This window comes from Pantoea sp. 18069, assembly GCF_902706035.1.
In the GTDB taxonomy this organism is placed as follows: Bacteria; Pseudomonadota; Gammaproteobacteria; order Burkholderiales; family Burkholderiaceae_C; genus Comamonas.
Window position 1 is genome coordinate 52,050 of record NZ_CACSJA010000017.1, and the last position, 25,114, is coordinate 77,163.

22 protein-coding genes are annotated in these 25,114 nt (G+C 67.1%); 7 read left to right on the top strand and 15 right to left on the bottom strand.

Annotation, left to right across the window (positions count from 1 at the left end):
• Nucleotides 1–9: 9 nt before the first annotated feature.
• From GVL12_RS14690 to def, 5 genes are read right to left on the bottom strand one after another with little or no spacing between them, the layout of a single operon-like run.
• A complete protein-coding gene (locus GVL12_RS14690; protein ID WP_200843767.1) occupies nt 10–345 on the bottom strand; it encodes an AzlD domain-containing protein in 336 nt (111 codons plus the stop codon).
• Entirely contained in the window at nt 342–1,187 is an 846-nt protein-coding gene (locus GVL12_RS14695) for an AzlC family ABC transporter permease (protein WP_159915262.1), read from the bottom strand. Before GVL12_RS14695 ends, GVL12_RS14690 begins: the two co-directional genes overlap by 4 nt.
• Nucleotides 1,184–2,146 carry a methionyl-tRNA formyltransferase gene (gene fmt / locus GVL12_RS14700; protein ID WP_159915264.1) on the bottom strand — a complete coding sequence of 321 codons (963 nt, stop codon included), beginning with the start codon at nt 2,144–2,146 and terminating at the stop codon, nt 1,184–1,186. Before fmt ends, GVL12_RS14695 begins: the two co-directional genes overlap by 4 nt.
• 30 nt (nt 2,147–2,176) lie before the next feature.
• Entirely contained in the window at nt 2,177–2,686 is a 510-nt protein-coding gene (locus GVL12_RS14705; RefSeq protein WP_159915266.1) for a hypothetical protein, read from the bottom strand.
• Complete coding sequence (gene def / locus GVL12_RS14710) at nt 2,683–3,192, bottom strand: peptide deformylase (RefSeq protein WP_159915268.1); 510 nt, start codon at nt 3,190–3,192, stop codon at nt 2,683–2,685. Before def ends, GVL12_RS14705 begins: the two co-directional genes overlap by 4 nt.
• On the opposite strand from def, the gene GVL12_RS14715 reads away from it, so the two are divergent.
• The 3 genes from GVL12_RS14715 to dprA are packed head-to-tail and all read left to right on the top strand — an operon-like array spanning nt 3,191 to nt 5,794.
• Nucleotides 3,191–3,397 (top strand): hypothetical protein, encoded by a 207-nt coding sequence (locus GVL12_RS14715; protein WP_159915270.1) that lies wholly within the window; start codon nt 3,191–3,193, stop codon nt 3,395–3,397. The two genes, def and GVL12_RS14715, sit on opposite strands and share 2 nt — an antisense overlap.
• Nucleotides 3,394–4,590 (top strand): LysM peptidoglycan-binding domain-containing protein, encoded by a 1,197-nt coding sequence (locus tag GVL12_RS14720; protein ID WP_159915272.1) that lies wholly within the window; start codon nt 3,394–3,396, stop codon nt 4,588–4,590. The genes GVL12_RS14715 and GVL12_RS14720 overlap by 4 nt, the downstream gene beginning before the upstream one ends.
• A gap of 13 nt (nt 4,591–4,603) precedes the next feature.
• On the top strand, nt 4,604–5,794 hold the full coding sequence (dprA, locus tag GVL12_RS14725; protein ID WP_200843768.1) for a DNA-processing protein DprA: 1,191 nt from the start codon (nt 4,604–4,606) through the stop codon (nt 5,792–5,794).
• 167 nt (nt 5,795–5,961) lie between these two features.
• Here dprA and GVL12_RS14730 read toward each other — a convergent pair whose 3' ends face one another.
• The 5 genes from GVL12_RS14730 to GVL12_RS14750 all read right to left on the bottom strand — a co-directional run bounded on the left by GVL12_RS14730 (nt 5,962) and on the right by GVL12_RS14750 (nt 15,426).
• Nucleotides 5,962–8,223 (bottom strand): DUF1631 family protein, encoded by a 2,262-nt coding sequence (locus GVL12_RS14730; RefSeq protein ID WP_159915274.1) that lies wholly within the window; start codon nt 8,221–8,223, stop codon nt 5,962–5,964.
• A gap of 12 nt (nt 8,224–8,235) precedes the next feature.
• Nucleotides 8,236–9,186: a protein translocase subunit SecF gene (gene secF, locus GVL12_RS14735; RefSeq protein ID WP_159915276.1), complete on the bottom strand. Its 951-nt coding sequence runs from the start codon at nt 9,184–9,186 to the stop codon at nt 8,236–8,238.
• Between the two features lie 11 nt (nt 9,187–9,197).
• Nucleotides 9,198–11,090, bottom strand: a complete 1,893-nt coding sequence (secD, locus tag GVL12_RS14740; protein WP_159915278.1) for a protein translocase subunit SecD — start codon at nt 11,088–11,090, stop codon at nt 9,198–9,200.
• Between the two features lie 96 nt (nt 11,091–11,186).
• Complete coding sequence (yajC, locus tag GVL12_RS14745) at nt 11,187–11,522, bottom strand: preprotein translocase subunit YajC (protein ID WP_159915280.1); 336 nt, start codon at nt 11,520–11,522, stop codon at nt 11,187–11,189.
• A gap of 259 nt (nt 11,523–11,781) precedes the next feature.
• Nucleotides 11,782–15,426, bottom strand: coding sequence for an indolepyruvate ferredoxin oxidoreductase family protein (locus tag GVL12_RS14750; protein WP_159915282.1), 3,645 nt, complete (start codon nt 15,424–15,426; stop codon nt 11,782–11,784).
• A gap of 177 nt (nt 15,427–15,603) precedes the next feature.
• Between GVL12_RS14750 and GVL12_RS14755 the strand changes: the two genes are divergently transcribed.
• The gene (locus tag GVL12_RS14755) at nt 15,604–16,107 is read left to right on the top strand and encodes an Lrp/AsnC family transcriptional regulator (protein ID WP_159915284.1); all 504 of its coding nucleotides are present in this window, start codon (nt 15,604–15,606) and stop codon (nt 16,105–16,107) included.
• Between the two features lie 188 nt (nt 16,108–16,295).
• The gene (locus GVL12_RS14760) at nt 16,296–17,933 is read left to right on the top strand and encodes an MFS transporter (protein WP_159915373.1); all 1,638 of its coding nucleotides are present in this window, start codon (nt 16,296–16,298) and stop codon (nt 17,931–17,933) included.
• Nucleotides 17,934–17,970: 37 nt separating this feature from the next.
• Here the strand turns inward: GVL12_RS14760 and GVL12_RS14765 are convergent, their stop codons facing one another.
• The 3 genes from GVL12_RS14765 to GVL12_RS14775 form a co-directional block, all read right to left on the bottom strand.
• Complete coding sequence (locus GVL12_RS14765; RefSeq protein WP_159915286.1) at nt 17,971–18,621, bottom strand: hypothetical protein; 651 nt, start codon at nt 18,619–18,621, stop codon at nt 17,971–17,973.
• A 111-nt stretch (nt 18,622–18,732) separates the two neighbouring features.
• The gene (locus GVL12_RS14770; protein WP_159915288.1) at nt 18,733–19,845 is read right to left on the bottom strand and encodes a hypothetical protein; all 1,113 of its coding nucleotides are present in this window, start codon (nt 19,843–19,845) and stop codon (nt 18,733–18,735) included.
• 212 nt (nt 19,846–20,057) lie between these two features.
• On the bottom strand, nt 20,058–21,233 hold the full coding sequence (locus GVL12_RS14775) for a murein transglycosylase A (protein ID WP_200843770.1): 1,176 nt from the start codon (nt 21,231–21,233) through the stop codon (nt 20,058–20,060).
• Here GVL12_RS14775 and GVL12_RS26305 point away from each other — a divergent pair.
• Nucleotides 21,232–21,375 carry a hypothetical protein gene (locus GVL12_RS26305; RefSeq protein ID WP_200843771.1) on the top strand — a complete coding sequence of 48 codons (144 nt, stop codon included), beginning with the start codon at nt 21,232–21,234 and terminating at the stop codon, nt 21,373–21,375. The genes GVL12_RS14775 and GVL12_RS26305 overlap by 2 nt on opposite strands.
• 152 nt (nt 21,376–21,527) lie before the next feature.
• Nucleotides 21,528–22,178, top strand: coding sequence for an OmpA family protein (locus GVL12_RS14780; RefSeq protein ID WP_159915292.1), 651 nt, complete (start codon nt 21,528–21,530; stop codon nt 22,176–22,178).
• Nucleotides 22,179–22,362: 184 nt separating this feature from the next.
• Here the strand turns inward: GVL12_RS14780 and GVL12_RS14785 are convergent, their stop codons facing one another.
• Together GVL12_RS14785 and GVL12_RS14790 are read right to left on the bottom strand one after the other, a co-directional pair.
• Nucleotides 22,363–22,992 carry a response regulator transcription factor gene (locus GVL12_RS14785; RefSeq protein ID WP_159915294.1) on the bottom strand — a complete coding sequence of 210 codons (630 nt, stop codon included), beginning with the start codon at nt 22,990–22,992 and terminating at the stop codon, nt 22,363–22,365.
• 4 nt (nt 22,993–22,996) lie between these two features.
• Complete coding sequence (locus tag GVL12_RS14790) at nt 22,997–25,108, bottom strand: PAS domain S-box protein (protein ID WP_200843772.1); 2,112 nt, start codon at nt 25,106–25,108, stop codon at nt 22,997–22,999.
• Nucleotides 25,109–25,114: the final 6 nt, after the last annotated feature.

A 25,114-nucleotide genomic window follows, 5' to 3' on the forward strand; every position in this document is an offset into this window, starting at 1 on the left:
CGATCCGTACTACCAACCCCACCCAATATGCAACGGCAAGTAAACCGCCATGCCCACGACAATGGTCCCCAGAATCCCGCGCCGCCAGTAATAGTAGACGCTGGCGCAGGCCACGGCCGGCAGCCGGGCGTCAAGCAGGGTCTGGATCAGCGCGCCCTGGGTGATGACCAGCTCGGGCGCTATCACCGCCGCGAGCGCGGCCAGCGGCGCGTACTTGAGTCCGCGCTTGAGCCAGTGCGGCATGGGCACTTCGCGCGCGGGGACCATGAAGAACGCGCGCGTCAGCAGGGTGATCGCGCCCAGGCCCAGGCAGTTCAAGGCAAAAAGCCACCAGGAGTCCATCATGGCCGTTTTTCCTCATCGAGCGGCAGCACCGGGTGGCGTTCGCCGCGCTCGGGGTCGGGCGCGCGCAGCGCGGCGGGGCCGGCGCGCCACTCGCGCAGCCGGCGTTCGGTGTTTTCCATCATCAGGCCCACGGCCACCGCGGCGGCGATCGCGGCCAGGATGTTGAGCTTGAGCGGCAGCGCGAACGCGGCGACCGCCACGGCCGCGGCCACGCCGGTCGCGGCCCAGGTGGTGCGGTCGGTGAGCATCGAATACAGCACGCCCAGCAGCGCCAGCACGCCCGCGAATCCCAGGCCCCAGGACAGAGGCACCTGGTCGGCGAGAAAGATGCCGGCGACCGAGAAGCCTTGCCAGACCATCCAGTTGGTCGCCGCCGCGCCCCAGAAGTAGGGCAGCTGTTCGGGGCTGCGCTGGCCCTCGGGGTAGCGCTTGAGAAACGCGACAAAGATGACGTCGCCGCTGAAATAGCTCAGGGCCAGCCGGTGGCGGCGCGCAAGGTGGGCGAAGTACGCACGCCACATGCTGCTCAGGATCACGAAGCGCAGGTTCACGCAGATCGCGGTGAACCACACCACCCACAGCGGCGCGCCGGCGATCATCAGCGGCAGCACGGCCAGCTGGGCGCTGCCCGCATAGACCACGAACGACATGAACAAGGCCATGGACACGGTCATGCCGCTCTTGACCATGGCCACGCCCGTGACCAGCGCCCAGGCGGCAATGCCCAGCGAGACGCCGCTCATGTCCTGCATGCCCTGGCGAAAGCCCGGCTCGCGTGCAATGCCCAGCGCGCGGCGCGCCACGACGCGCAGTTCGGAGCCGGGCTCGGGAACCGGGCTCATGGCGTGGCGTCGAGCTGCACGCCCACGGGTAGCGCAAAGCCGTGCAGGAAGTCGCCTGCGGGCAGGCGCTTGCCGCCCGCGCGCTGCAGCTGGGTGAAGCGCATCGCGCCCTCACCGCAGGCCACGACCACGCCCGCGGCATCGGCGGCGAGCACCGTGCCGGGCGCGGCCACGGCGCTGCGCGCCTCGGGCCGGCCTTCCCAGAACTTGATGGTTTCGCCCTGCCACAGGCCCGCGGCGCCGGGAAACGGCGTGAACGCGCGCACGCGCCGGTCTATGGCCGCAGACGGCAGCTGCCAGTCTATCCAGCTTTCGGCTTTTTCGATCTTGTGCGCGTAGGTCACGCCTTCGGCGGGCTGGGGCGTGCGCGGCAGGCCGCCGCAGGCGCTCATTTCGAGCGCTTCGACGATCAGCCGGCCGCCCAGCAGGGCCAACTGGTCGTGCAGGCTGGCCGTGGTGTCGGTCGGGCCTATGGGCAGGCGCTCGATCAGGCACATGTCGCCGGTGTCCAGCCCGGCGTCCATCTGCATGATGGTGACGCCGGTTTCGGCATCGCCGGCTTCGATCGCGCGGTGGATGGGCGCGGCGCCGCGCCAGCGCGGCAGCAGGCTGGCGTGGATGTTGAGGCAGCCTTGGGCCGGCGTGTCCAGCACCCACTGGGGCAGGATCAGGCCATAGGCGGCCACGACCATCACATCGGCCTGGGCGGCCTCGATGGCCGCGCGCGCCTGGGCGGCCTCCTCGGGGTATTTGCCGTCGAGTCGCAGGCTGCGCGGCTGGCTCACGGGAATGCCGTGCGCCAGCGCGCACTGCTTGACGGGCGAAGCCTGCAGCTTCATGCCACGGCCCGCGGGCCGGTCGGGCTGGGTCAGCACCAGGGGCACGCGAAAACCCGCGTCGAGCAGACGCTGCAAGGCCACGCTGGCGAATTCCGGCGTACCGGCAAAGATGACGTTCATGCAATCACTGGGGGGAAGGGTGCGGCCCTCTTAATCGAAGGGGTCGCGGTCGTTGAATACTTCGTCGGTGAACATCACGCGGCGCACCACGTCCGAGGGGTCGATGTGTACATGGGCCTGGCGTGCAGCCCCATTGTCCAGCAAACGGTAGGTCCAGATGTCGCCTTTGAAGCTGGCTACATGCTCGACCAGCGCTGGCGGGCCGAATTGCTGCAACACGCTGGCGCGCGTGTCGATGCCGACGCGCAGCGCAAAGAACTGTTCCATGGTCAGCACCTGCTGCACGCGCGTGAGGCGCTGGCGGGCGTCGAAGTCGAGGTGGTAGACCTGCTGGCCCGCAGGCTGGCGGCTGTAGAGCAGGCGTTCGCCGCCATCGGGCAGCGCGTGCGTGAGCGTGGGCCGGCCCATGTCTTCGAGCACTTCGGCGCGTGGGCTGCCGATCTTTTGCCATTCGGGTACCGCGCACCCGGCGAGCCAGAGGCTGGCCGCCCCCCAGACTACCCAGCGCGCCCCTCGGAACAGCACTGGGCGGGCAATCATTGCCGGTCCAGTTTTTGCTGCTTGAGCAGCTTGGTCTTGATGCGGTTGCGCTTGAGCGGCGAAAGGTATTCGACGAACACCTTGCCCATCAAATGGTCCATCTCGTGCTGGATGCAGATGGCCAGCATGCCTTCGGCGTCGATCTCGCGCGACTGGCCTTTTTCATCAAGCGCGCGCACCTTGACGGCTGTCGAGCGTTCGACGCCGTCATAGATGCCCGGCACCGACAGGCAGCCTTCGTCGCCGACCTGCTTGTCGTCGCTGGACCAGAGGATTTCGGGGTTGATCAGTGCCATCGGCTGGTCGCGTTCTTCCGACACATCGATCACCACCACCCGCTCGTGCACGTCGATCTGCGTCGCCGCCAGGCCTATGCCCTGGGCGTCGTACATGGTCGCGAGCATGTCGGCAACCAGTGTCTGGATGCGTTCATCCACCACGGTGACCGGCTGGGCCACCTTGTGCAGGCGTGGATCGGGGTAGCAGAGGATGGGAAGAATTGCCATGGCAGCCAACAAAATGATGTCGCTATTTTCGCCACTTTTGCGCTTATTCGCTGGGCGCTGGTTCAATAATCATTGCCTGATCAAGGCCTTGCGTCGAGAATCTGTGAAGCTTTGTTACGTATTACTACGGCGCGGCCTGCAGGGCTGGCGCAGCCACAGCGACACGCCAGGCATGCGGCCTGACCAAAAAGAGGGATTGAGATGACGGCATTTTCCAATGCGCGGGCCTGCGGCATCGGGGCCGTGCTGCTCGCCGCGCTGTCCACGGTGTACGCCCAGGGCGGCTATCCGGTGACCGCCACGCAGCGCGCCACGGCCCAGCAGGTGGCGCAGCAGGGCGTGCCGCTGAGCGATCTGTCGCCTACCGCCCCCGACCAGTACACCGTGCGGCGTGGCGACACGCTCTGGGGCATTTCCGGCCTGTTCCTGCGCCAGCCCTGGCGCTGGCCCGAGCTCTGGGGCATGAACCTGAACTCGATCGCCAATCCCCACCTCATCTACCCCGGCCAGGTGCTGTATCTCGACAAGAGCAATGGCTTTGCGCGCCTGCGCATGGGCGCCGACGGGCAGGACATGCCCACGGTGCGCCTGTCGCCGCGCACGCGCAGCGAAAGCCTGGCCGACCTGGCCTTGCCTACGCTGCCCGCGCATCTGATCGAGCCTTTCCTGGTCCAGCCGCTGGTGGTCGATGCGCAGCTGCTCGCGCAGGCGCCGCGCATCGTTGCCACCACCGACGAGCGCGTGATCATGGCCAGCGCCGACCGGGCCTATGTGCGCGGCAGCAACGGCCTGGTGCCGCAGCCGGATTCGGCGCAGACTCGCGCCTGGCGCATCTTCCGTGACGCCGTCGCGCTCAAGGACCCGGACAATGGCGAGATCCTGGGCTACGAAGCCCAGTACCTGGGCCAGGCCGAGCTGATCGAGGGCGAGAGCCTGATCAGCGTACAGGACGCCAAGGGCAAGGTCAGCGAAACCCAGGTACCGGCGACCATAGACATTGTCGAGGCCAAGGGCGAGATCCGTGCGGGCGACCGGCTGCTGCCCGCGCCCGGGCGCAGCTACTCGAACTATGTGCCGCATGCGGCGCCAGCCGACGTGAAGGCGCGGGTGGTGTCGATCTATGGAGACTCCGCCGTCAAGTACGGCGCGCAGAACCAGGTGGTGGCGATCAACCGCGGCACGCGCGACGCGATGACCGCGGGCCAGGTGCTGCAACTCGTGACCCAGGGCGATGTGATCGTGGACAAGACCGGCGGCAAGCGCGAGCGCGTGCAACTGCCGCGCGAGCACAACGGCCTGGCGATGGTGTTTCGCACGTTTGACCGCGTGTCGTATGCGCTGATCCTCGATGTGCGCCGTCCCGTGGTGGCCGGCGACCATCTGGTCGCGCCGCACTGAACGGCAGCCCGCCGTGCAGACCCGCATGGACCCCCTGGCCTTGGACCGCGACGAACTGTCGGCCTGGCTGAGGCTGACGCAGACGCCCGGGGTCGGCCGCACGCTCGCCCGGCGCCTGCTGGCGCAATCGGGCTCGGTGCAGGCGCTGTTCGCGCAGTCGCCCACGGCCTTGCGCGCGCAGCTCGCGCCCGCACAGCTCACGGCGCTGCTGACCATCTCGCCGGCGCAGCGCACCGCACTGCAGACCTGCTGGCAATGGCTGCAGACACCTCCTGAAGGGCTCATGCACGCGGTGATCACGCTGGGCGATCCGCGCTACCCCGAGGGACTGCTGGCCACCGAGGACCCGCCGCTGCTGCTGTATGTCGCCGGTCCCGCCGAGGCTTTCACGCGTGCGCCAGCGCTGTTTCCCGCACAGCGCGCGCTGGCCGTGGTCGGCAGCCGCCACCCCAGCGCCCAGGGCCTGATCGACGCGCAGCGCTTTGCGCACGAGTTGTGCGCGGCCGGCCTGTGCATCGTCTCGGGCATGGCCCTGGGCATCGATGCCGCGGCGCATGAAGGCGCGCTGCAGGCCGCGCAGGCTGGACGTGAGGGCGACGCCGGCCCGGCGACGATTGCCGTCTGGGGCACGGGGCTGGACCAGCCCTATCCGCGCCGCCATGCGGCGCTCGCGCAGCGCATTGCGCGCGCGGGCCTGCTGGTCAGCGAATACCCGCTGGGCACGCCGCCGCTGGCCGCGCATTTCCCGCAGCGCAACCGCATCATTTCGGGCCTGGCGCAGGGCACGCTGGTGGTCGAGGCGGCGCTGGCTTCGGGCTCGCTGATCACGGCGCGGCTGGCCGCGGAGCAGGGCCGTGAAGTGTTTGCCATTCCCGGCTCCATCCATGCGCCGCAGTCGCGCGGCTGCCATGCGCTGCTGCGCCAGGGCGCGACGCTGGTCGAGACGGCGCAGGATGTGCTGGGCGAACTCCAGGGCCTGCCGCAGCGCGCCAGGCCCGCGAAAACACCGGCCAGCGCTCCCGAAACGGCGCTTGAATCCGAACTGCTCGCGGCGCTGGGCTTCGATCCGCTGGGGCTCGATGAACTGGTCGCGCGCACCGGCTGGAGCGCGGCGCAGCTGCAGGCGGCGCTGCTCGAGCTCGAGCTCGCGGGGCGCGTGGCGCGCTTGCCTGGGGGGCTGTTTCAGCGGCTGGAGCGGGGCTGAATCGTCTAGCGCTTCCACTACCGTTCGCCCTGAGCGGGGTAAGCGAGACGAAGTCTCGCCAGGCGTTAACAAGAAACAGCGTGCTCAAGTTAAAGCACGGCCTCAAAATCCCGTTCGTCCTGGGCCGGCCCGGTCGAAGGGCGTTTGAGGGCGTACTGCAAAAGCCTCTACAGAATCTCGGCTTGCAGCCGTTCCGGATTCGCCTCGAGCCTGGCCAGCGCATCCCGCGTAGCGCGCAGCGTCACGCCTTCGGCGTCGTGCCACAGCAGCAGGCCCGATTGCAGGTAGCTGGCCAGGCGCTGCAGCGGCATCAGATAGCACTGACCGTCGAGCGTGGCGAACAGATGCAGCTGGCGCTGGCGGCTGTGCCAGGCATATTGCACCTGCACGCTCGCGCCGTTGTGGTCGAGCGTGAACCAGCTGCCGGGTTGCAGCGCGCGCGCCCATTCGTGCATCGTCGGGTCGACCGGCTGGGCCGTGCCGCTGAGCACCTGCAGGCCGGCGATGTCCACGCCCAGCAGCATTTCGATGTTCTCGGCCGACAGCGGCGTGTCTGCCGGCAGGCCGTCGCTGGTCATGAAGTCTTCGAGATGGCTCAGGCGCCGGGCCATGGCTTCGAGGTCTTCGGGCGCAATCGCCGCGGTCTTGGCGATGAAGGCTTCGGCCAGGGTGTCGGTGAGCCGCTTGAGCTGCTCGGCCTGCACGCTCGCCGGCATGCCGACCAGCGTCAGCCCTTCGCGCAGGCACTGCAGCAACTGAGGCAGGCTGCGGATCAACTGCGCGCGCTGCTCGCGCGTGGGCTTGGCGCTGCCCGCCCAGACCAGATCGCTCGCCGCCTGCTTGAATGCCTGCGTCTGGGCATGCATTGCGCCCATGCGCACGGCCGACAGCGCGAGCACTTCGGCCCAGTCGCGGAACAGGAAGTTGCGCAGCTCAGCGCGTACCGGCATGTCCTGGAGCAGGCGGCGCAACTCTATCGTGTACTGGATGGTCAGCGTTTCCTTTTCCTCCACCTGCTGCACCAGCGAGATGATCCGCGCCTTCGACTGCGCCTGCGTGAGGTAGCCGGCCAGGAACTTCTCGAACTCCTGGTGGGCGAGCAGGAACACGCGCTGGCCGGTTTCGGGGAATTGCTCTATGGTCTGCACCAGGCGGGCGATCTCCGCTTCGAGCACGCTGCCGCCCATGTTGGTCGCGTCGAAGCCCAGCACGCAGGCGCCCATGCGGTCGATGAGCAGGCGCGCGGGGTGCTGCAGGTTGCTGAAGAACTCGGGCTCGGCCAGCGCCACGCGCAGCACCGGCAGCTGCAGGCGCGCGAACCAGACGCGCACCGAAGGCGGAATGCGGTCCTGCGCGAGGATGCTCTGGAACATCAGGGCCACGACTTCGATCGCGGCGCGGTCGCTGGGCACCGTGGCCTGCAGCTTCCAGGCGTTGGAGCGCTGGCGCAGCGTGCGTGCGAGCTGGTCGAGGTCGACGCGATTGCCTCCCATGCCCGGGGCGCTGGGCAGGTCTGCATAGAACCGGGCCTCGCCCGGCCCCTGCTCGGCGAGCGCCTGGAGCAGGCTTTGCGAAGCCGCTGCATGCGCCGCAGCGCCAGCGCCCGTCCCGCTGCCGGTCAGGCGCGTGACCGGCGCGAGCAGATGGCGCAGCTGCTGCACCACTTCCTGGGCGCGGTGGCGCGCACGCAGCAAGGGGTGCATGGGTCCGGCCGGCTTGGCCGGGCTCTGGCCTGCAGGCGTCTGCAGCGGCGCCATTCCGGTGTCGGGGTTGCGGCGCAGCACGGCGAGCGCCTCGGCCTGCGGCACGCCATGGTCGTCGTAGAGCTGGTGCAGCGCCTCGGAAGCGCCTTGCAGCAACTCGCCCAGCGCGGATTGCAGCGGTGCCGTGAGGTTGTGCAGGTCGGTGCGCGGCAGACCCGAGGCCCGCCACTGGTTGACCAGCAGTTCGCAAAAGGTTTCGGGGCGCAGCAGATCGCAGGCCGCGAGTTCGCGGTGCTGCAGCCACTGGCTGCGCAGGCGCAGGGCTTCAAAGCTGCTGCCGGAGAGCTCGTCGGTCGCGAGCGCCAGCCGGGCTGCCTGGATCTGGTTTTCAATCGCTTCGTCGCTGAGCAGCTCGAAGGTGCCGGGCAGCGCGGCGTTGCTGCGCACGGCCGGCGCGGGCTGGCCAGAGGCGGCAAGCGCGGCCGCGAGCGCGTTGCGGCAGGCATCCACCCAGGCAGCCTGGTGCGCACGGTAGCGCTCCAGGGCCGCGCGATGGGCCTGCATTTCGCGCTGGGTGCCGACCTGGTCGGCGAGGTGCTCGAGAAATGCCTCCATCCGCGCCGCGAGGTCCGGCAGGGCCCGGGTCAGCAACTGCGCCAGTTGCTCGCGCGCCTGGCGCACGAGCCCGGTGGCGGGCGCGGCGGGAGGTGGGGGCGGGGAAGCCATTGGTCCCCGTGATTACACTGTCGCCCCTGCGTTAGGGTCGTTGGCGTCGTGGTCCTTCCTCGGCGTCTTGATCAGGTCTTCGCGCTTGACGCCCAGCCACATGGCGATGGCGGCCGCGACGAACACCGAGGAGTAGATGCCGAACAGGATGCCGATGGTCAGCGCCAGCGCGAAATAGTGCAGGCTAGGGCCACCGAAGAAGAACATCGACAGCACCATGGCTTCGGTCGAAGCATGGGTGATGACGGTCCGGCTCATGGTCGAAGTGATCGCATGGTCGATGACTTCGGGCGTGCTGAGCTTGCGGAACTTGCGGAAGGTTTCGCGGATCCGGTCAAAGATCACGACCGATTCGTTGACCGAGTAGCCGAGAACGGCCAGAACGCCGGCGAGCACCGCCAGCGAGAACTCCCACTGGAAGAAGGCGAAAAAGCCCAGGATGATCACCACGTCGTGCAGGTTGGCGATGATTGCCGCGACACCGAACTTCCACTCGAAGCGGAACGCCAGGTAGATCACGATGCCCAGGATCACCATGCCCAGCGCCATCAGGCCGTTGTGCACCAGCTCTTCGCCGACCTGCGGGCCGACGAACTCGGTGCGGCGCAGCGTGACTTCGGGGTCGGCGGCCTTGAGCGCAGTGAGCACCTGCTCGCTTTGCTGCGCCGAGGTCGCACCCTTTTGCACCGGCAGGCGGATCATCACGTCGCGCGAGGTGCCGAAGTTCTGCACGATCACGTCGGCGTAGCCCAGTCCCGAGACCGTTTCCCGGATCTTGCCCACGTCGGCGCTTTGCACATAGGCGACTTCCATCACCGTGCCGCCGGTGAACTCCACCGACAGGTGCAGGCCGCGCGTGAGCAGGAAGAAGACTGCCAGGACAAAGGTCAGCAGGGAAATCGCGTTGAGGATCAACGCGTATTTCATGAACGGGATGTCTTTTTTGATGCGGAAGAATTCCATGGTCTTCCTCCTTACTTCTTGGCCGCCACCGAACGCAGCTCAGATGCGTCTTCGGGCTTCCAGATTTGACCGATAGAAATTTGCTTGAGCTTCTTGCGGTTGCCGTACCAGAGGTTGACCAGGCCGCGCGAAACGAACACCGCCGAGAACATGCTGGTCAGGATGCCTATGCAGTGCACCACGGCAAAGCCGCGCACGACACCCGAGCCGAAGGCCAGCAGCGCCAGGCCCGCGATCAAGGTGGTGACGTTAGAGTCCAGAATGGTCGCCCAGGCGTGCTGGTAGCCCGCGCTGATCGCGGCCTGCGGCGACGCGCCGGCGCGCAGCTCCTCGCGGATGCGCTCGTTGATCAGCACGTTCGAGTCGATGGCCACGCCCAGCGCCAGCGCCATGGCCGCAATGCCGGGCAGGGTCAGCGTGGCCTGCAGCATCGACAGGATGGCCAGCAGCAGCAGCACGTTGATCGACAGCGCGATCGTCGAGAAGACGCCGAATATCATGTAGTAGACACACATGAACACGGCGATCGCGACCATGCCCCAGACCACGGAGTTGATGCCGCGGTCGATGTTGTCGGCGCCCAGGCTGGGGCCGATGGTGTATTCCTCGATGATTTCCATGGGCGCGGCCAGCGAGCCGGCGCGCAGCAGCAGCGAGGTGTCGTTGGCTTCCATGGTCGTCATGCGGCCGGAAATCTGCACCCGCCCGCCGCTGATTTCGGCGCGGATCACGGGTGCCGTCACGACTTCGCCCTTGCCCTTTTCGAACAGCACGATGGCCATGCGCTTGCCCACGTTCTCGCGCGTGATGTCCTTGAAGATGCGCGCGCCCTTGGCGTCGAGCGTCAGGTTCACCGTGGGCTCCTGGGTCTGGCCGTCGAAGCCGGGCTGGGCGTCGGTCAGGTTCTCGCCCGTGAGCACGACCTGCTTCTTGACGATCACCGCCTGGCCGCTGCGGTCCAGGTACCTCTCGGCGCCGAACGGCACCGGGCCCGAGCCCATTTCGGCCGCGCGCGCTTCGCTGGATTCGTCGACCATGCGCACTTCGAGCGTCGCGGTGCGGCCCAGGATGTCCTTGGCCTTGGCCGTGTCCTGCACGCCGGGCAGTTGGACCACGATGCGGTCCAGGCCCTGCTGCTGGATCACGGGCTCGGCCACGCCGAGTTCGTTGATCCGGTTGTGCAGGGTCACGATGTTCTGCTTGAGCGCCTGTTCCTGCACCTTGCGCACGGCTTCGGGCTTGATCGAGGCGCGCAGGCGGAAGTCGTTGCCGTCAGGCTGGCTCGTGGTCTGCAGATCGGGATACTGGTCGGCGATCAGGTTGCGCGTGGCCGTCACCGACGCTTCGTCGCGCAGGCGGATCTCGATGAACTGGCCTTCGCGCGAAATGCCGCCGTGGCGGATGCCCTTGTCACGCAGGCTGGTGCGCAGGTCGCCGGTGAAGGACTCGGCCTTCTTGGTCAGCGCGGCCTGCATGTCGACTTGCAGCATGAAATGCACGCCGCCGCGCAGGTCCAGCCCCAGGTACATGGGCTGGGCACCGATGGCGGTGAGCCAGCCCGGCGAACGCGACACCAGGTTCAGCGCGACGATGTAGGCGGGATCGTTCGCATCGGGAACCAAGGCCCGCTGGATCGCGTCCTTGGCCTGCAGCTGTTGGTCGGGGGTGTTGAAGCGCGCGCGTATCGACGTGCCTTCGAGCGTCAGCGTGTCGGGCGCGAGGTTCGCGGCCTTGAGCGTTTCTTCGACGCGCTGCAGCACAGCGGCGTCCACCTTGACGGTGGCCTTGGCCGAAGACACCTGGACTGCAGGCGCTTCACCAAAAAAATTGGGCAGGGTGTAAAGCACACCTACCAGCAGCGCGATCACGATGATCGCGTATTTCCAGACCGGATATCGGTTCATGATCGCGCTCGTATCTCTCAGAAAGCACAATGGGCTCGGCAGCCTGTGGTCAGGCGCCGGGCCAGGGTGAAGACAGCGTCTTCGACAGCGAAAAAATTACTTGACCGAGCCCTTGGGCAGCACTTGCGTCACGGCGCTGCGTTGCAGCTGCACTTCGACGCCGGACGAGATCTCGACCTGCACGAAGCCATCGGACAGGCCCGTGACCTTGCCGATCAGGCCGCCGGCGGTGGCGACTTCGTCACCCTTGGCGAGCGCGTCGATCATCGCGCGGTGTTCCTTCTGGCGCTTCATCTGGGGACGAATCATCACGAAGTACAGCACCACGAACATCAGCACCAGCGGCAGCATGCCGGTGAGCGAACCCATCATGCCGCCTCCCTCGGCAGCGGCGGCAGGAGCGGTCTGGGCAAAGGCGGAAGAAATAAACACGGCGAAGACTCCACAGATGGATGGGCAAAAAAGAATTCCTCTCCGGCCGCGGGCTGCGCGCCGGATGGGTAACGGAACATTGTATGCGGGTGTTTCTCGTCGGACATGGGCCCGACCCGCGGGCGTTTGGGTATTTGGCGGAGCCGGGGGGGCGGCCGCCAAAAACACCGCACCCGCCCAGGCTTTGGGCCGGGCGGGCGTGACAAGTTCCCTTGAGGGACGGTCAGTGAGTTACTGGACGGCCTGTCTGACAAACCCTTCAGTGCGCCACCGCACTGCCCTGTGCCACGCTTGCAGCGGCTGCTGCTGGCGCGCTCCACTGCGCCAGCAGCGCCGCACGCTTGGCCTGGGCCGCCTCGAGGTGGCGCTCCTTCACATGGCCGTAGCCGCGAATGCCTTCGGGAATGCTCGCGATTTCCACGGCCAGCGCCAGGCGCTCGTGGGTCAGGCCTGCCAGCAGCGCGGTGATGTCCTGGCGGTATTCGGCGATCAGCGCGCGCTCGCTGCGCCGCTCCTCGGTGTAGCCGAACACATCGAAGGCCGTGCCGCGCAGGCCGCGCAGGCGGGTCAGTACCCCGAACGCGCTGCGCACCCAGGGGCCGAAGGTCTTCTTGCGCAGATGGCCCTGCTCGTCCTTTTGCGACAGCAGCGGCGGCGCGAGGTGGTGCACCAGCTTGTAGTCGCCGTCGAACATGTTCGCCAGCTTGGCCGTGAACGCGGCGTCGGTGTGCAGCCGCGCGACTTCGTACTCGTCCTTGTAGGCCATCAGCTTGAACAGGTAGCGCGCCACGGCTTCCGACAGGCGCGTGCCCTTGCCCAGCGCCTGTTCGGCGAAATGCACCTGGTCGACCAGCGCCTTGTAGCTGTCCGCATAGGCGGCGTTCTGGTAGCCGGTAAGGAACTCCACGCGCTTGGCGACGATTTCCTCCAGGCCCGGCTTCTTGGCGAAGTGGATGACCTGGGTGGCCTGGTACAGCGCCTGGACTGCGGCCAGGTCGTGGGCGCAGCGGCGGCCCCATTCGAACGCCGCCTTGTTGTTCTCGATCTGCACGCCGTTGAGCTCCATGGAGCGCATTAGCGCGGCGTGCGACAGCGGCACGCGGCCCTTTTGCCAGGCGTAGCCCAGCAGCAGCGGGTTGGCGTAGATGCTGTCGCCTATCAGTTGCACGGCGGCCTGTTCGGCGTCGAAGCTGCCGACCAGGCCGGGCCCGACCGCGCTCTCGATGGCGCTGGCGCAGTTGCCGCCGGGGAATTGCCAGTCGGGGTCGTGCACGAACGCCGCCGTGGGCGTCGCGTGGTTGTTGAGCGCGACATAGGTGCGGCCCGGTTGCATGACCGCCAGCGTCGATTTGTGCGCCGCGACGATGGGGTCGCAACCTATCACCAGGTCGGCCTTGGCGGTGTCGACCTTGGTGGTGTAGATAGCTTCAGGCCGCAGCGCGATCTGGATGTGGCTCCAGGTCGCACCGCCTTTTTGTGCCAGGCCGCCCGCGTCCTGGGTGACCACGCCCTTGCCGTCGAGGTGGGCGGCCATGCCCAGCAGCGAGCCAATGGTGATCACGCCTGTGCCGCCGACGCCGCCGACAACGATGCCCCAGGCGCTTTCGGCCAGCGGCAGCACAGGTTCGGGCAGCGGCGGCAGCAGATCGAGCTGGCCTTTCTTCTCCCGCTTCGGCTTCTTGAGCGTGCCGCCTTCGACCGTGACGAAGCTCGGGCAAAAGCCCTTGAGGCAGGAGTAGTCCTTGTTGCAGCTGTTCTGGTTGATGCGGCGCTTGCGGCCGAATTCGGTTTCCACGGGTTCGACCGACAGGCAGTTGGACTGCACCGAGCAGTCGCCGCAGCCTTCGCAGACCAGCTCGTTGATGACCACCACGCGGTCGGGCGTGGCCAGCGTGCCGCGCTTGCGGCGGCGGCGCTTTTCGGTGGCGCAGGTCTGGTCGTAGATCAGCGCCGTGCAGCCGGGCGTGGCGCGCAGCTCGCGCTGGATGCGGTCGAGTTCGTCGCGGTGGAAGACTTCGATGCCCGCGGGCAGGTCGTCGAGCAGTTCGGGGTGGCCGGCGCGCGCCGCGCTGCCCTTGACATGGTGGGTGCGGCCTTCGTATTTGGCGGGATCGTCGGTGACCACCACCAGCTTCACCACGCCTTCGGCGCGCAGGCTGTGGGCGATCTGCGCGACCGAATGGCCTTCGGGCCGTTCGCCGACCTGCTGGCCGCCGGTCATCGCCACGGCGTCGTTGTAGAGAATCTTGTAGGTGATGTTGACGCCCGCGGCAATGCTCTGGCGGATCGCGAGCAGGCCGCTGTGGAAATAGGTGCCGTCGCCCAGGTTGGCGAATACATGGGGCTCGGTGGTGAACGGCTGCTGGCCGACCCAGGTCACGCCTTCGCCGCCCATCTGGGTGAAGGTCGAGGTGCTGCGGTCCGGCATCCAGCTGGCCATGTAATGGCAGCCTATGCCGGCGACGGCGCGCGAGCCTTCGGGCACGCGCGTGCTGGTGTTGTGCGGGCAGCCGCTGCAAAACCACGGCTGGCGGTCGCCGGTCTCGACCAGCGGCGCGGCCAGCGCGCGCTCGCGCGCATCGATGACGGCCAGGCGCTGGTCCATGCGCGCCACGACGTCATCGGGCACGCCGAGCTTCTTGAGGCGCTTGGCGATGGCCTTGGCGATGATCGCCGGCGTGAGGTCGGCCTTGGCGCGCAGCAGCCAGTTCTGGCTCGGATTGGGCTGGCTCCATTCGCCGCCCGAGGTATCGCCTTCGCCTTCGTCGAACTTGCCCAGCACGTTGGGGCGCACATCGGCGCGCCAGTTGTAGAGCTCTTCCTTGACCTGGTACTCGATGACCTGGCGCTTTTCCTCGACGACCAGGATTTCCTGCAGGCCGCGCGCGAACTCGCGCGTGATCGTGGCTTCCAGCGGCCAGACCACGTTGACCTTGTGCACGCGTATGCCCAGCTGGCGGCAGACGTCGTCGTCCAGGCCCAGGTCGACCAGCGCCTGGCGCATGTCGTTGTAGGCCTTGCCGCTGGCGATCAGGCCGAAGCGGTCGTTGGCGCCTTCGACCACGTTGTAGTTGAGCCGGTTGGCGCGCACATAGGCCAGGGCTGCGTACCACTTGTAGTCCATCAGCCGCGCTTCCTGCTCGAGCGGCGCGTCGGGCCAGCGGATATGCAGGCCGCCGGGCGGCATCACGAAATCCTCGGGCACGACGATGTTCACGCGGTCGGGATCGATGGAGACGCTGGACGAGGACTCGACGACTTCCTGGATGGTCTTCATGCCCGACCACAGGCCCGAGAAGCGGCTCATCGCGATGCCGTGCAGGCCCATGTCGAGGATGTCCTGCACGCTGCTGGGGAAGAACACCGGTGTGCTGCAGGCCTTGAAGATGTGGTCGCTCTGGTGCGCGGCCGTGCTGCTCTTGCTGATGTGGTCGTCGCCGGCAATCGCCAGCACGCCGCCATGCCTGGCCGTGCCCGCCATGTTGGCGTGCTTGAACACGTCGGAGCAGCGGTCCACGCCCGGGCCCTTGCCGTACCAGATGCCGAACACGCCGTCGAACTTCTTCGTTTCGGGGTAGAGGTCGAGCTGCTGCGTGCCCCAGACCGCGGTCGCGCCGAGCTCTTCGTTGACGCCGGGCTGGAACACGATGTCGTGCTGGGCGAGGTGCTTGCGCGCGGCCCACAGCGCCTGGTCATAGGTGCCCAGCGGCGAGCCGCGGTAGCCGCTGATGAAGCCGGCGGTGCGCAGCCCGGCGGCGGCGTCGCGCTGCTGCTGCAGCATGGGCAGGCGAACCAGCGCCTGCACCCCGCTCATGAATGCGCGGCCCTGGGCCAACGCGTATTTGTCATCGAGGGTGACGGTCTCCAGTGCACGCCGCAGGTGCTCGGGCAGGGGGGCATTCATAACTTGTCTCCATCGAGGTGGAAAGGTGCATTTCTTGCGCCGGAAAGCTTGCGGCGCAGGCACTTTGTTTTTGCTTGATCTCCCGTTCAGTGTATTCCTGAGTCAGCGATAAGTGATTGCGTTGTATGCGCTGTTTTGGCTATTCTTGGAAAGATTCTTGCTCTAAATGGAGTGATTTTGAATACATTGGACAAATTTGACGTCGCCATCCTTGGACAGCTCCAAGCCGATGCGCGCCTGACCAACGCCGAGCTCGCGCAGCGCGTGGGCCTGTCGGCCGCGCCCTGCTGGCGGCGCGTGCGCGCGCTCGAGGAGGCCGGCTTCATCAAGGGCTACCACGCCGAGATCGACCGCCACAAGATCGGCCTGGGCGTGCTGGCCTTCGTGCGGCTGGACGCGGTGCGCACTTCGGGGCCGCTGACGCTGGAGACCGAGGAAGCGATACGCAAGATTCCCGAAGTGGTGTCCTGCCACTACATCAGCGGCTCGGGCACGTTCGAGCTGCAGGTCGTGACGCGCGACCTCGACAGCTTCGCGCAGCTCGCGCGCCATGTGCTGCTGAACCTGCCCAACGTCAAGGACGTGCACACCAGCTTTTCGCTGGGCGAAATCAAGGCCAGCGCCGCGCTGCCGCTCGAGCATCTGCTGCGCCAGGGCACGGGCAACGGCTACGGCCGTTAACTGGAACACGCAGGCTTTCAAGCAGGAAGCCCGCTTTGGTCGCAAAATCACGCCACATGCCAGACGAGATTTCGCCCCCATCGCCCCCCGCCCGTGTATCGCCGCCAGGCGAGGGCGCCCGCCCACCTTCCCCGGCGGGCCGTCCGCCGGGGGCCTCTGGGGGGGGATTGCTCGAAGACCCTTCCGGCATGGCGGATGCGGACCGGGCCAGTGCCCAGGCCGCGGCCAGCCAGGCAGCGCAGGCCAAGGCCGCCCAGTCCGTCTGGGCGCCGTTGACCCGGCCCACGTTCCGCATGCTGTGGCTGATCTGGATGGCGGCCAATACCTGCATGTGGATGAACGACGTCGCCGCCGCCTGGCTGATGACCTCGCTGACCACGTCGCCGGTGCTGGTGGCGCTGGTGCAGTCGGCTTCCACGCTGCCGGTGTTCCTGCTGGGCCTGCCCAGCGGCGCGCTGGCCGACATCCTCGACCGCCGGCGCTACTTCATCGTCACCCAGTTCTGGGTCGCGGCCGTGGCCGTGGTGCTGTGCCTGGCCGTGCTGTCGGGCCATATGACGCCCGCCTTGCTGCTGGTGCTGACGTTTGCCAACGGCATAGGCCTGGCCATGCGCTGGCCGGTGTTCTCGGCGCTGATTCCCGAACTGGTGTCCAAGCCGCAGCTGCCGTCGGCGATGGCGCTCAATGCGGTGGCGATGAATGCCTCGCGCATCATCGGTCCGCTGGTCGCGGGCGCGATCATCGCGAGCCTGGGCAGCGCCTGGGTATTCGTGCTCAATGCGACGCTGTCGGTGATTTCGGCGCTGGTGCTGATCCGCTGGAAGCGCAAGCATGCCGACAGCCCGCTGGGCCGCGAGCGCCTGCCCAGCGCGATGCGCGTGGGCGTGCAGTTCGTGCGTGAGTCGCCGCGCATGCGCGCGGTGCTGCTGCGCACGGTCTGCTTTTTCTTCCAGTCCACGGCCGTCATGGCCTTGATGCCGCTGGTGGCGCAGCGCCTGCACGTCGGCGAAGAAGGCGGCGCGGGCACGTTCACGCTGCTGCTGGCCTCGATGGGCGCGGGCGCGATCATAGGCGCCACGCTGCTGCCGCGGCTGCGCCAGGCACTGCCGCGTGAGCGGCTGGTGCTCACCGGCGTCAGCGTGCAGGCGCTGGCCACCGTGGCCGTGGCGCTGGCGCCGCACCTGGCGGTGGCCGTGGCGGCGATGCTGCTGGCCGGCATGGCGCTGATCGCGACCGCCAATACGCTGGGCGTTGCCGCCCAGATGGCCTTGCCCAACTGGGTGCGCGCACGCGGCATGTCGATCTACCAGATGTCCATCATGGGCGGCACGGCGCTGGGCGCGGCGCTCTGGGGCCAGGTGGCGTCGATCACCTCGGTCCCGACCAGCCTGATCATCGCGGCCGTCTGTGGTGTGGTGGCGATGCTGCTGGTGCAGCGCCTGTCGTCCGACCGGCAGATCGAGGAGGACCTGAGCCCGTCGCAGGCATTCAAGGCGCCCGAGGCGACGATGGCGCCCGAAGCCGGGCGCGTGGTCGTGACCATCGAATACATCATCCAGCCGGCGCAGACCAAGGAGTTTCGCCAGCTGATGCAGGAAAGCCGCCGCAGCCGCATGCGCCAGGGGGCGCTGGGCTGGACCCTGCTGCACAGCATGAGCCAGCCCGAGCGCTTCGTCGAACAGATCATCGACGAGTCGTGGACCGAGCACCTGCGCCGCTTCGACCGCGTCACCGCCTATGACGTCTCGCTGCGCGACCGCAAGCTGGCGTTCCATGTGGGCGAGGGCCCGCCGCGCGTGACGCGCTATTTCGCCGAGTCGCCCTGAGTTCGTGAACACGTTCTGAGCGCTGGCGTGCAGCGCTTCAGCCCAGCGCCCACCACGGCGGCGGCATGTGGTCGGCGTTCGTGCCACAGAGCACCAGGGCCAGGTCGTTCCCATCGGCAAACGACGCCGCGGATTCTTCCGGGTGGCCCAGCCACCTGACGTAGCTGGGCGGTGACGGCTGCGCAGGGTACGTCGGGGTATGGATGATGATGCGGGCGCTGGCAAAGGCCTGCTGCTCCAGCATCGCGTCCATGGCAGGGGGCGGATGTACGCCCTCGGTCGTGTGCACTGTGGTTTCCCCGGGCCAGCCCGGCAGGTGTAGCGCGGGCCAGGGCAGGCTGTCGTTTTCCCCGGCTTCGCCATCGAAGCCGCGGCCCGTTTCATGGGCAATGTAGGCGCGAATGGAGGCAATCCGCTCGAATTCAGGCTCGCCGAGCGTCAGGATTTCCGCGATGTTTCCTTGTTCCCCCGGGCGCTCTGGAATTCCCAAGCGGTAATAGCGTTGCAAGGCGGGTGCATCCAGCGCGCAGATCTGCGCGTAGAAAGGATTCGCCGGATTCAGCGCCAGCGTGCCGTTCAGGAATCCCGGGAGATGGAAGCGGTCGACTGGCGATGCCAGAGGTGGAGCGTGGAATGGCGATTCGCCCTGCGCGCAGGGGGTTTCAGCGGTGTCGTGAAAGGTCGGCATGGTGTGAAGGTCCAGGCGCAAGAGTGCACGCTGCTCCCGGGCCTTGGGGCTGGCAGGCAGCGACAGCGTGCAGTTGGATATCCCCAGGCTCCCTGCGGCGCCCGGGCGTGATTACATGACCAGGTCGTCCTGGCTGCCCACCAGTTGCACCGCAGCGGTGTCGCCGCTGACAGAATCCGCATCGGCGTCCTCCAGGAGCTGCTGGATTTGAACCTCGCGCTGGGCAGCGGGCAACCTGTGCAAGATGGGCGGTGCGCTGTCGGGCACGGGCGGGATGGGGGTCTGGGTCTGGGTCTGCCAGGCGCTGCCCAGCGCAAGAGACAGCGTCTGCGCGTAGCCCGGGCTCTGGAAATTCACCGGGTTTTCTTCGCAAGCTTCGGAATGTTGCGTGCCTGGCGAGGCGATGTTCCATGAATGCTGCGCAGGGTTCAAGGAGGCAGCAGCGTGCGTCGGGGCCAGGGGATGGGGGGTGGCGAAGGGCGTCGACAGCCGCTCCACCCATTCCTGCGGGCCGGTGATGGCGCCGGCGCCATGGCTTTCAGTGGGCAATGGATCATCGCCCACCTCTGCGTAAAGCGGCTCAACGCCATTTACCGGCGCGGGCCGCGACTCGCTTTCATTGCGTTGCAAGGGGATTCGCATGACCCTATGGGTGCTGTCGAATTCCGGAGAAGCCAGCGGCAGGAACGAGTAATCGCTGTTGAAGGAGCTCAGCTGCAGCGTTTCGTCGGAATGGTCGGCATGGGAAAAGATGCCGGTCTCGAAATTGAATCGCGAATCGAAAGTGTCGGAAAAACTGTGGGCCTGGGCAGTGCCGGCGATATCGTCAAGGTCGGGGAAATATCTCGGAGAGAGGTGCATGGGCACGCCGGGATCGCCCGTGCGGCGCAGGTGGATAGGGGTGAGTACCTGATCGCTCTCGCGATTTTCAGGGGGATGGTCTGCCCCGGTGTATTCGCCGCACGCCTGCGACGTGATCTCGTAATGTGTCTTGTGCGGCTGCGGGATCGTAAGGACCACCGGATCCTGCGGGTGCTGCTCGCGGACGGCATAAGTCAGTTCAAGCGACCGAATGCTCGCTTCATCCTCCTCCACATCAATTTCACTGATCCGACCATCAATGAAAATACGCTCAATATCCAGCAGGTGCAGGGAGCTGGGCACAGGGGCCTGATCCCGGGCCTTGGCCTGCGTCGATGTGGTGTTGTTCGGAGAGACGGGCATGTGGATATGGAAATGCGAAGGGTGAATGGAAGACTGCAGAAAGCAGCTTTCATTTTCCGACGCTGTTCCATGGACCCGTGGTCGGCGGTGCGCGCCTGCGCGGGTCGGTGCCAAGGATGGGTGCGTGTAATATTTTGTCTATCAAATATTATTTGAAATAGTTAAATTCTATTTTGTGGCGGGCATGTGCGCCCCCTCACCGGCGCGCGGGATCAGCGGCCGGCGCTGCCCGGCGTCAGATGGCGTGGCCAGAAAGTCCACAGGCGCAGATTCTGCTTGAGCCGGCCTGCAATTTCGCCGGCTTCGACGCCCCAGCCGGTGAAGTAGTCGGCGCGCACGGCGCCGAGGATGGCGCTGCCCGTGTCCTGGGCGAACACCATGCGGTTGAGCGCAACCGTCGGGCCCGGCGTCGACAGCCAGACCGGCGTGCCATAGGGGATGCTCTGGCGGTCCACGGCGATCGAGCGGCCCGGCGTTAGCGGCACGCCCAGGGCGCCCTTGGGGCCGAATTCCGCGTCCAGCCCTTCGAGCGTTTCCTCGCGGAAGAACACGTAGCGCGGATTGCTCCACAGCATTTCGTTGACGCGTCCGGGGTTGGCCGCAATCCAGGCGCTGATCCCGGGCCAGGTCGCGTCGCGCACCAGGTTCTGGTCGAGCAGCCAGCGGCCCACGCTCTTGTAGGGCTGGTCGTTGGTGCCGGCATAGGCCACGCGCACCTGGCGCACCTGGCCGTCGGGCTCGGTCAGGCGCAGCCGGCCCGAGCCCTGGATATGCAGCACCAGCGCATCGACCGGGTCGCGCAGCCAGGCGATCGCGCGGCCGGCGAGTGCGGCCTGGGCTTCGGGCAGGGTGTCGATCTGCTGGCGTGAGTACCAGGGCTTGCGCGTGCCAAAGCCTGCGGGCAGCCGGTACAGTGGCACGTTGTAGCCATTGCCGGGCAGGCGCGCGGCGTCGAGCTGGGGCTCGTAGTAGGCGGTCAGCAGGCCTTCGGGGCTGCCGTTGCTCGCTTCGACACGGTAGGGCTGGAACTTGGCCAGCATCCAGGCGCGTTGTTCGTCGCCGTTGGCAATGCTCAGGCGGCGCACTTCGCTGCACAGGCCTGCAAAGGCCGGCGTCGGGCGCTCGCAGTTCTTCACCCAGGCATTCCAGGCCTCGTGCAGCGCGTCGCTTTCGAAGCCCGGCAGATCGCTCCAGGGCACGGGCAGCCAGCGGCTCTTGGGGAAGGCCACCGGCGCGGCCGTGATGGGCGCCGGCGTGGCCTGGATGCCCTGGGGGAGCAGCTCCGGAATGGGCGACGGATCGACGGTTGAAACGGGGGCGGTGGAACACGCGGCAAGCGTTCCTACAATCAACGCCATTGACGCAAGGCGCAGGAGGTTGAGATTCATGGGGCTGATTTTGCTTGAAGCGTTGCTGGCATTGATCGTTTTGATCGCAATTGTCTGGTGGACCATGTTTTCCGGGCGCAAACGCGGGGAACTTCCTGCGCCGCCCGAAGACGATCCACCGCCGCCGGGGCCGCGCTCCTGACGCACACCGGCGCGCTGTGGTGTCTGTCCTACGGGCTTGCAGATGCGAGGCTGATACGCTGGTTGATAATTCGTCTTGCACAAGGGGCTGCCTGCCCGGCAGGCGTTCTGCGTGACAGGTAGCGCCCGGATCATTTACGTGAAGGAGTTCATATGCGCAAAAATATCGTGGTGGCCGCAACGGCTGCAGTTCTGCTGATTTCAGGTTGTGCCAACACCGGCATGTCCGACACCCAGCGCCGTACCGCCACAGGCGCGGGCGTGGGCGCGCTCGCGGGCGCGGTGCTCGGCTCGGCCACGGGCGGCAAGGCCGGCACGGGCGCGCTCGTGGGCGCGGGTGTGGGCGCCCTGGGCACCTACATCTGGTCGCAGAACATGGAAAAGCAAAAGCAGGAGATGGAAGCCGCGACGCAGGGCACGGGCATCGCCGTGACGCAGACGCAGGACAACCAGCTCAAGCTCGACATTCCCAGCGACATCTCGTTCGACACCGGCCGCTCGGACATCAAGAGCAACTTCGCTCCGGTGCTCGACCGCTTTGCCGATGGCCTGCGCAACAATGTGAACACCGATGTGCGCATCGTGGGCCACACCGACAGCACGGGTTCGGACGCGATCAACAACCCGCTGTCGCTGCAGCGCGCCAACAGCACGCGCAACTACCTCACCAGCCGCGGCATCGGTGGCACGCGCATCCAGACCGAAGGCCGCGGTTCGTATGAGCCGATTGCCTCGAACAGCACCAACGATGGCCGCGCACGCAATCGCCGCGTTGAAATCTACGTGGGCGAACGTCCACGGTAATAAGAAGCACCCCCTGAGCCGCTACGCGGCTTCCCCCTCTCAACCTTCGGTGGAGGGGGACGGCAGCCTCGCTGCGGGGCGGCCCTTGCTCGCTGCCCCCTTGCTGGGGCGCGCCAGTTTCATGGGCTGTGAGCGATGGGAGCTCTGAAAAAATACCCTCATCCTGGCTTACAGGGCATGGGGGCTATATATCCGTTCTCAGCAGATTGGCCAGTTCGACGGCCGACTTGACCTGCATCTTGTCGAACACGCGCGAGCGGTGCACTTCCACGGTGCGCACGCTGATGTCGAGCTGGTCGGCAATCAGCTTGTTGGGAATGCCTTCGACCACGAGGCGCATCACATCGCGCTCGCGCTCGGTCAGGTCGGTCAGGCGGGAGCGCAGCGCGTCGCGCTCGCGCATGCGCGACAGGTGCTGGTCGGAGGCCGCGAGCGCCTGCTCGATGCGGTCGACCAGCGCATTGTCGGAAAACGGCTTTTCGCAGAAATCGAAGGCGCCGCGCTTGACGGTGTCGACGGCCGTGGGCACGTCGGCATGGCCGGTGAGGAAAATCACCGGCATGGCCGCGAGCTGCCCTTCGGCCAGCAACTGGTTGAACAGCGCCAGGCCGCTCATGCCGGTCATGCGCATGTCGAGCAGCAGGCAGCAGGGATGGCGCGCGGGCGACTGCGACTGCAGCATGTCCAGAAACGATTCGGCGCAGTCGAAGGACTCGCTGAGCAGGCGGCGTGAGCGCAGCAGCCATGCCAGGGCTTCGCGCACATCGGCATCGTCGTCCACGATGTAGACGGTGGCGTTTTGTACGGGTTCCATGGGATCAATTCTGAGGTGGAGCGGGCAGCGTAAAACCGAATACCGTACCACGCGGAAGGTTGGGGCTGTGGCGCAACGTCCCTCCGTGCTGCTCGATCACGGTGCGGCACAGGCTCAGGCCCAGGCCCATGCCTTCCTCGCGCGTGGTGAAGAACGGCGTGAACAGCTGTTCGGACACGGCCTCGTCGATGCCGCTGCCGCAGTCGATCACGGAGAATTCCAGCCAGCTCGCATGCGCGCTGGTGCTCGTGTGGCGCACGCGCAGCGTCAACTCGCGCGGGTGGGTCTCGATGCCGTCCATGGCCTGCGTGCCGTTGCGCGCCAGATTGAGCAGCACCTGCTCGATCATGGTCGGGTCGCACAGCACGGGCGGCAGGTCGCTGTCGAGCTGGGTGATGACGCGCACGCCGAGTTTGCGCGCCTGCATGCGTACCAGCGGCAGCACGGCGTCGATCAGCTCGCTGGCATGCACCTGCTCGCGCGACTGGTCGCGGCGGCGCACGAAGTCGCGCACGCTCTTGATCACCCGGCCCGCGCGTTCGGCCTGGTGGGCGATGCGCTGCATCGCGGTGCGCAGGTCCTGCAACTGCTGGCGCAGCGCAGCCGGGTTGTCGCCCGCCGGGTCTTGCTGGGCCAGCATGTTGAGCGAGCCCGTGGCATAACTCGCGATGGTCATCAGCGGCTGGGTCAGCTCGTGGCTCAGCAGCGAGGCCATCTCGCCCACGGTCGCCAGCCGCGCCGTCGCCTGCAGGCGCTCCTGCGAGGCGCGCGACAGCTCTTCCATGCGGCGCTGCTCGCTGATGTCGAGGAAGGCGCTCATCCAGCCCGTATGCCGGCCCTGGGCGCTGATCAGCGGGGCTTCGAAGATCAGTACCGGAAAGCGCGTGCCGTCCTTGCGCATGAACACCGTTTCATAGCCTTCGCGCGACGGCGGCGCCTTGCCGGCCAGGCGCTTGAGCTGGCGCTGGTGGTATTCCTGGGACAGCTCGGGCGGCCAATACGGGGCGAAGTTCAGCCCGAGCAACTCTTCGGAGGTGAATCCCACCATTTCGCAGAACGCCGGGTTCACGTAGCTGATGCGGCCCTTGAGGTCGCGCGCACGCAAGCCGGTGATCAGCGAGTCTTCCATGGCCTTGCGAAACGCCAGGGCCTCGCCCAGATCGCGCTCGGCGCGCAGGCGCCGGCGGTTGTCGCGCACCAGGATCACCAGCACCGTGCCCAGCGCAATCGCCATGGTCGTGACCAGGGCCGTGAGCACGTTGGGGAACACGCTGGGCGCGCGGTGCCAGTGGTCCAGCCGCAGCACCAGCATGTTGCCCGGCAGGTCGAGGATCTGCTGGGCGGTGAAGACGCGCGTGCCGCGCCAGGCCGCGCCGACCAGCGCCAGCCGCGTGCCGTCGGGCTCGGTGAACGAGACTTCCTGGCTGTGGGCGAGGTTCTTGCTGACCTGGTTGACCAGAATGCTTTGCAGCGAATAGGTCGCGATGATGAAGCCGTCGACCCGGCCATTGTGTGACAGCGGCAGGCAGACTTCCATCATTTCCGAGCCCAGGCCTTCATTGAGCAACTGGAAGTAGCTGGGCGAATACGCCGGGCCGTTGAGCCGGCGCGCATTGGCGCAGGTCAGCTGGGCGTGCGACTGGCTGTCGTCGCGCTGGCCTTCTTCCCACTGCATGGGCCGGTAGGGTGTTTCGGCGTAGGCCTGCAGTTGCACGCGCGCGTCGCGCCATTCGATGCGCAGGATTTCGCGCCGCACCTGCAGGACTTCGGCGGCGCGTGCCCGCCACTCCTGCGGATCGCTGGAATGGGCACTCAGCGCCTGCAGGTCCTGCAGGTTGCGATTGAGCGCGGCGCGCACGTCGGCCACGGCATTCGCGGCGTCGCGCTCGAGCCGGTCCTGCACCTGCACCGCCTCGTAGCGGCCCGCGAGCCAGACCAGGGTGATGAGCATGCTGACCACGAGTACCACCAGCACCGTCCACAGCGACCAGCGGCGCCAGGCGCTGCGCCAGCGGCGCCAGGGCCAGCGCGGGGGCGCGGGCTCCGCTCCGGCCGGCGTGCTGTCGGGGAAGCTCAGGAAGGACATCGAGTCGGGCAGGGGCGGCGGGGAACTCATCGGCAG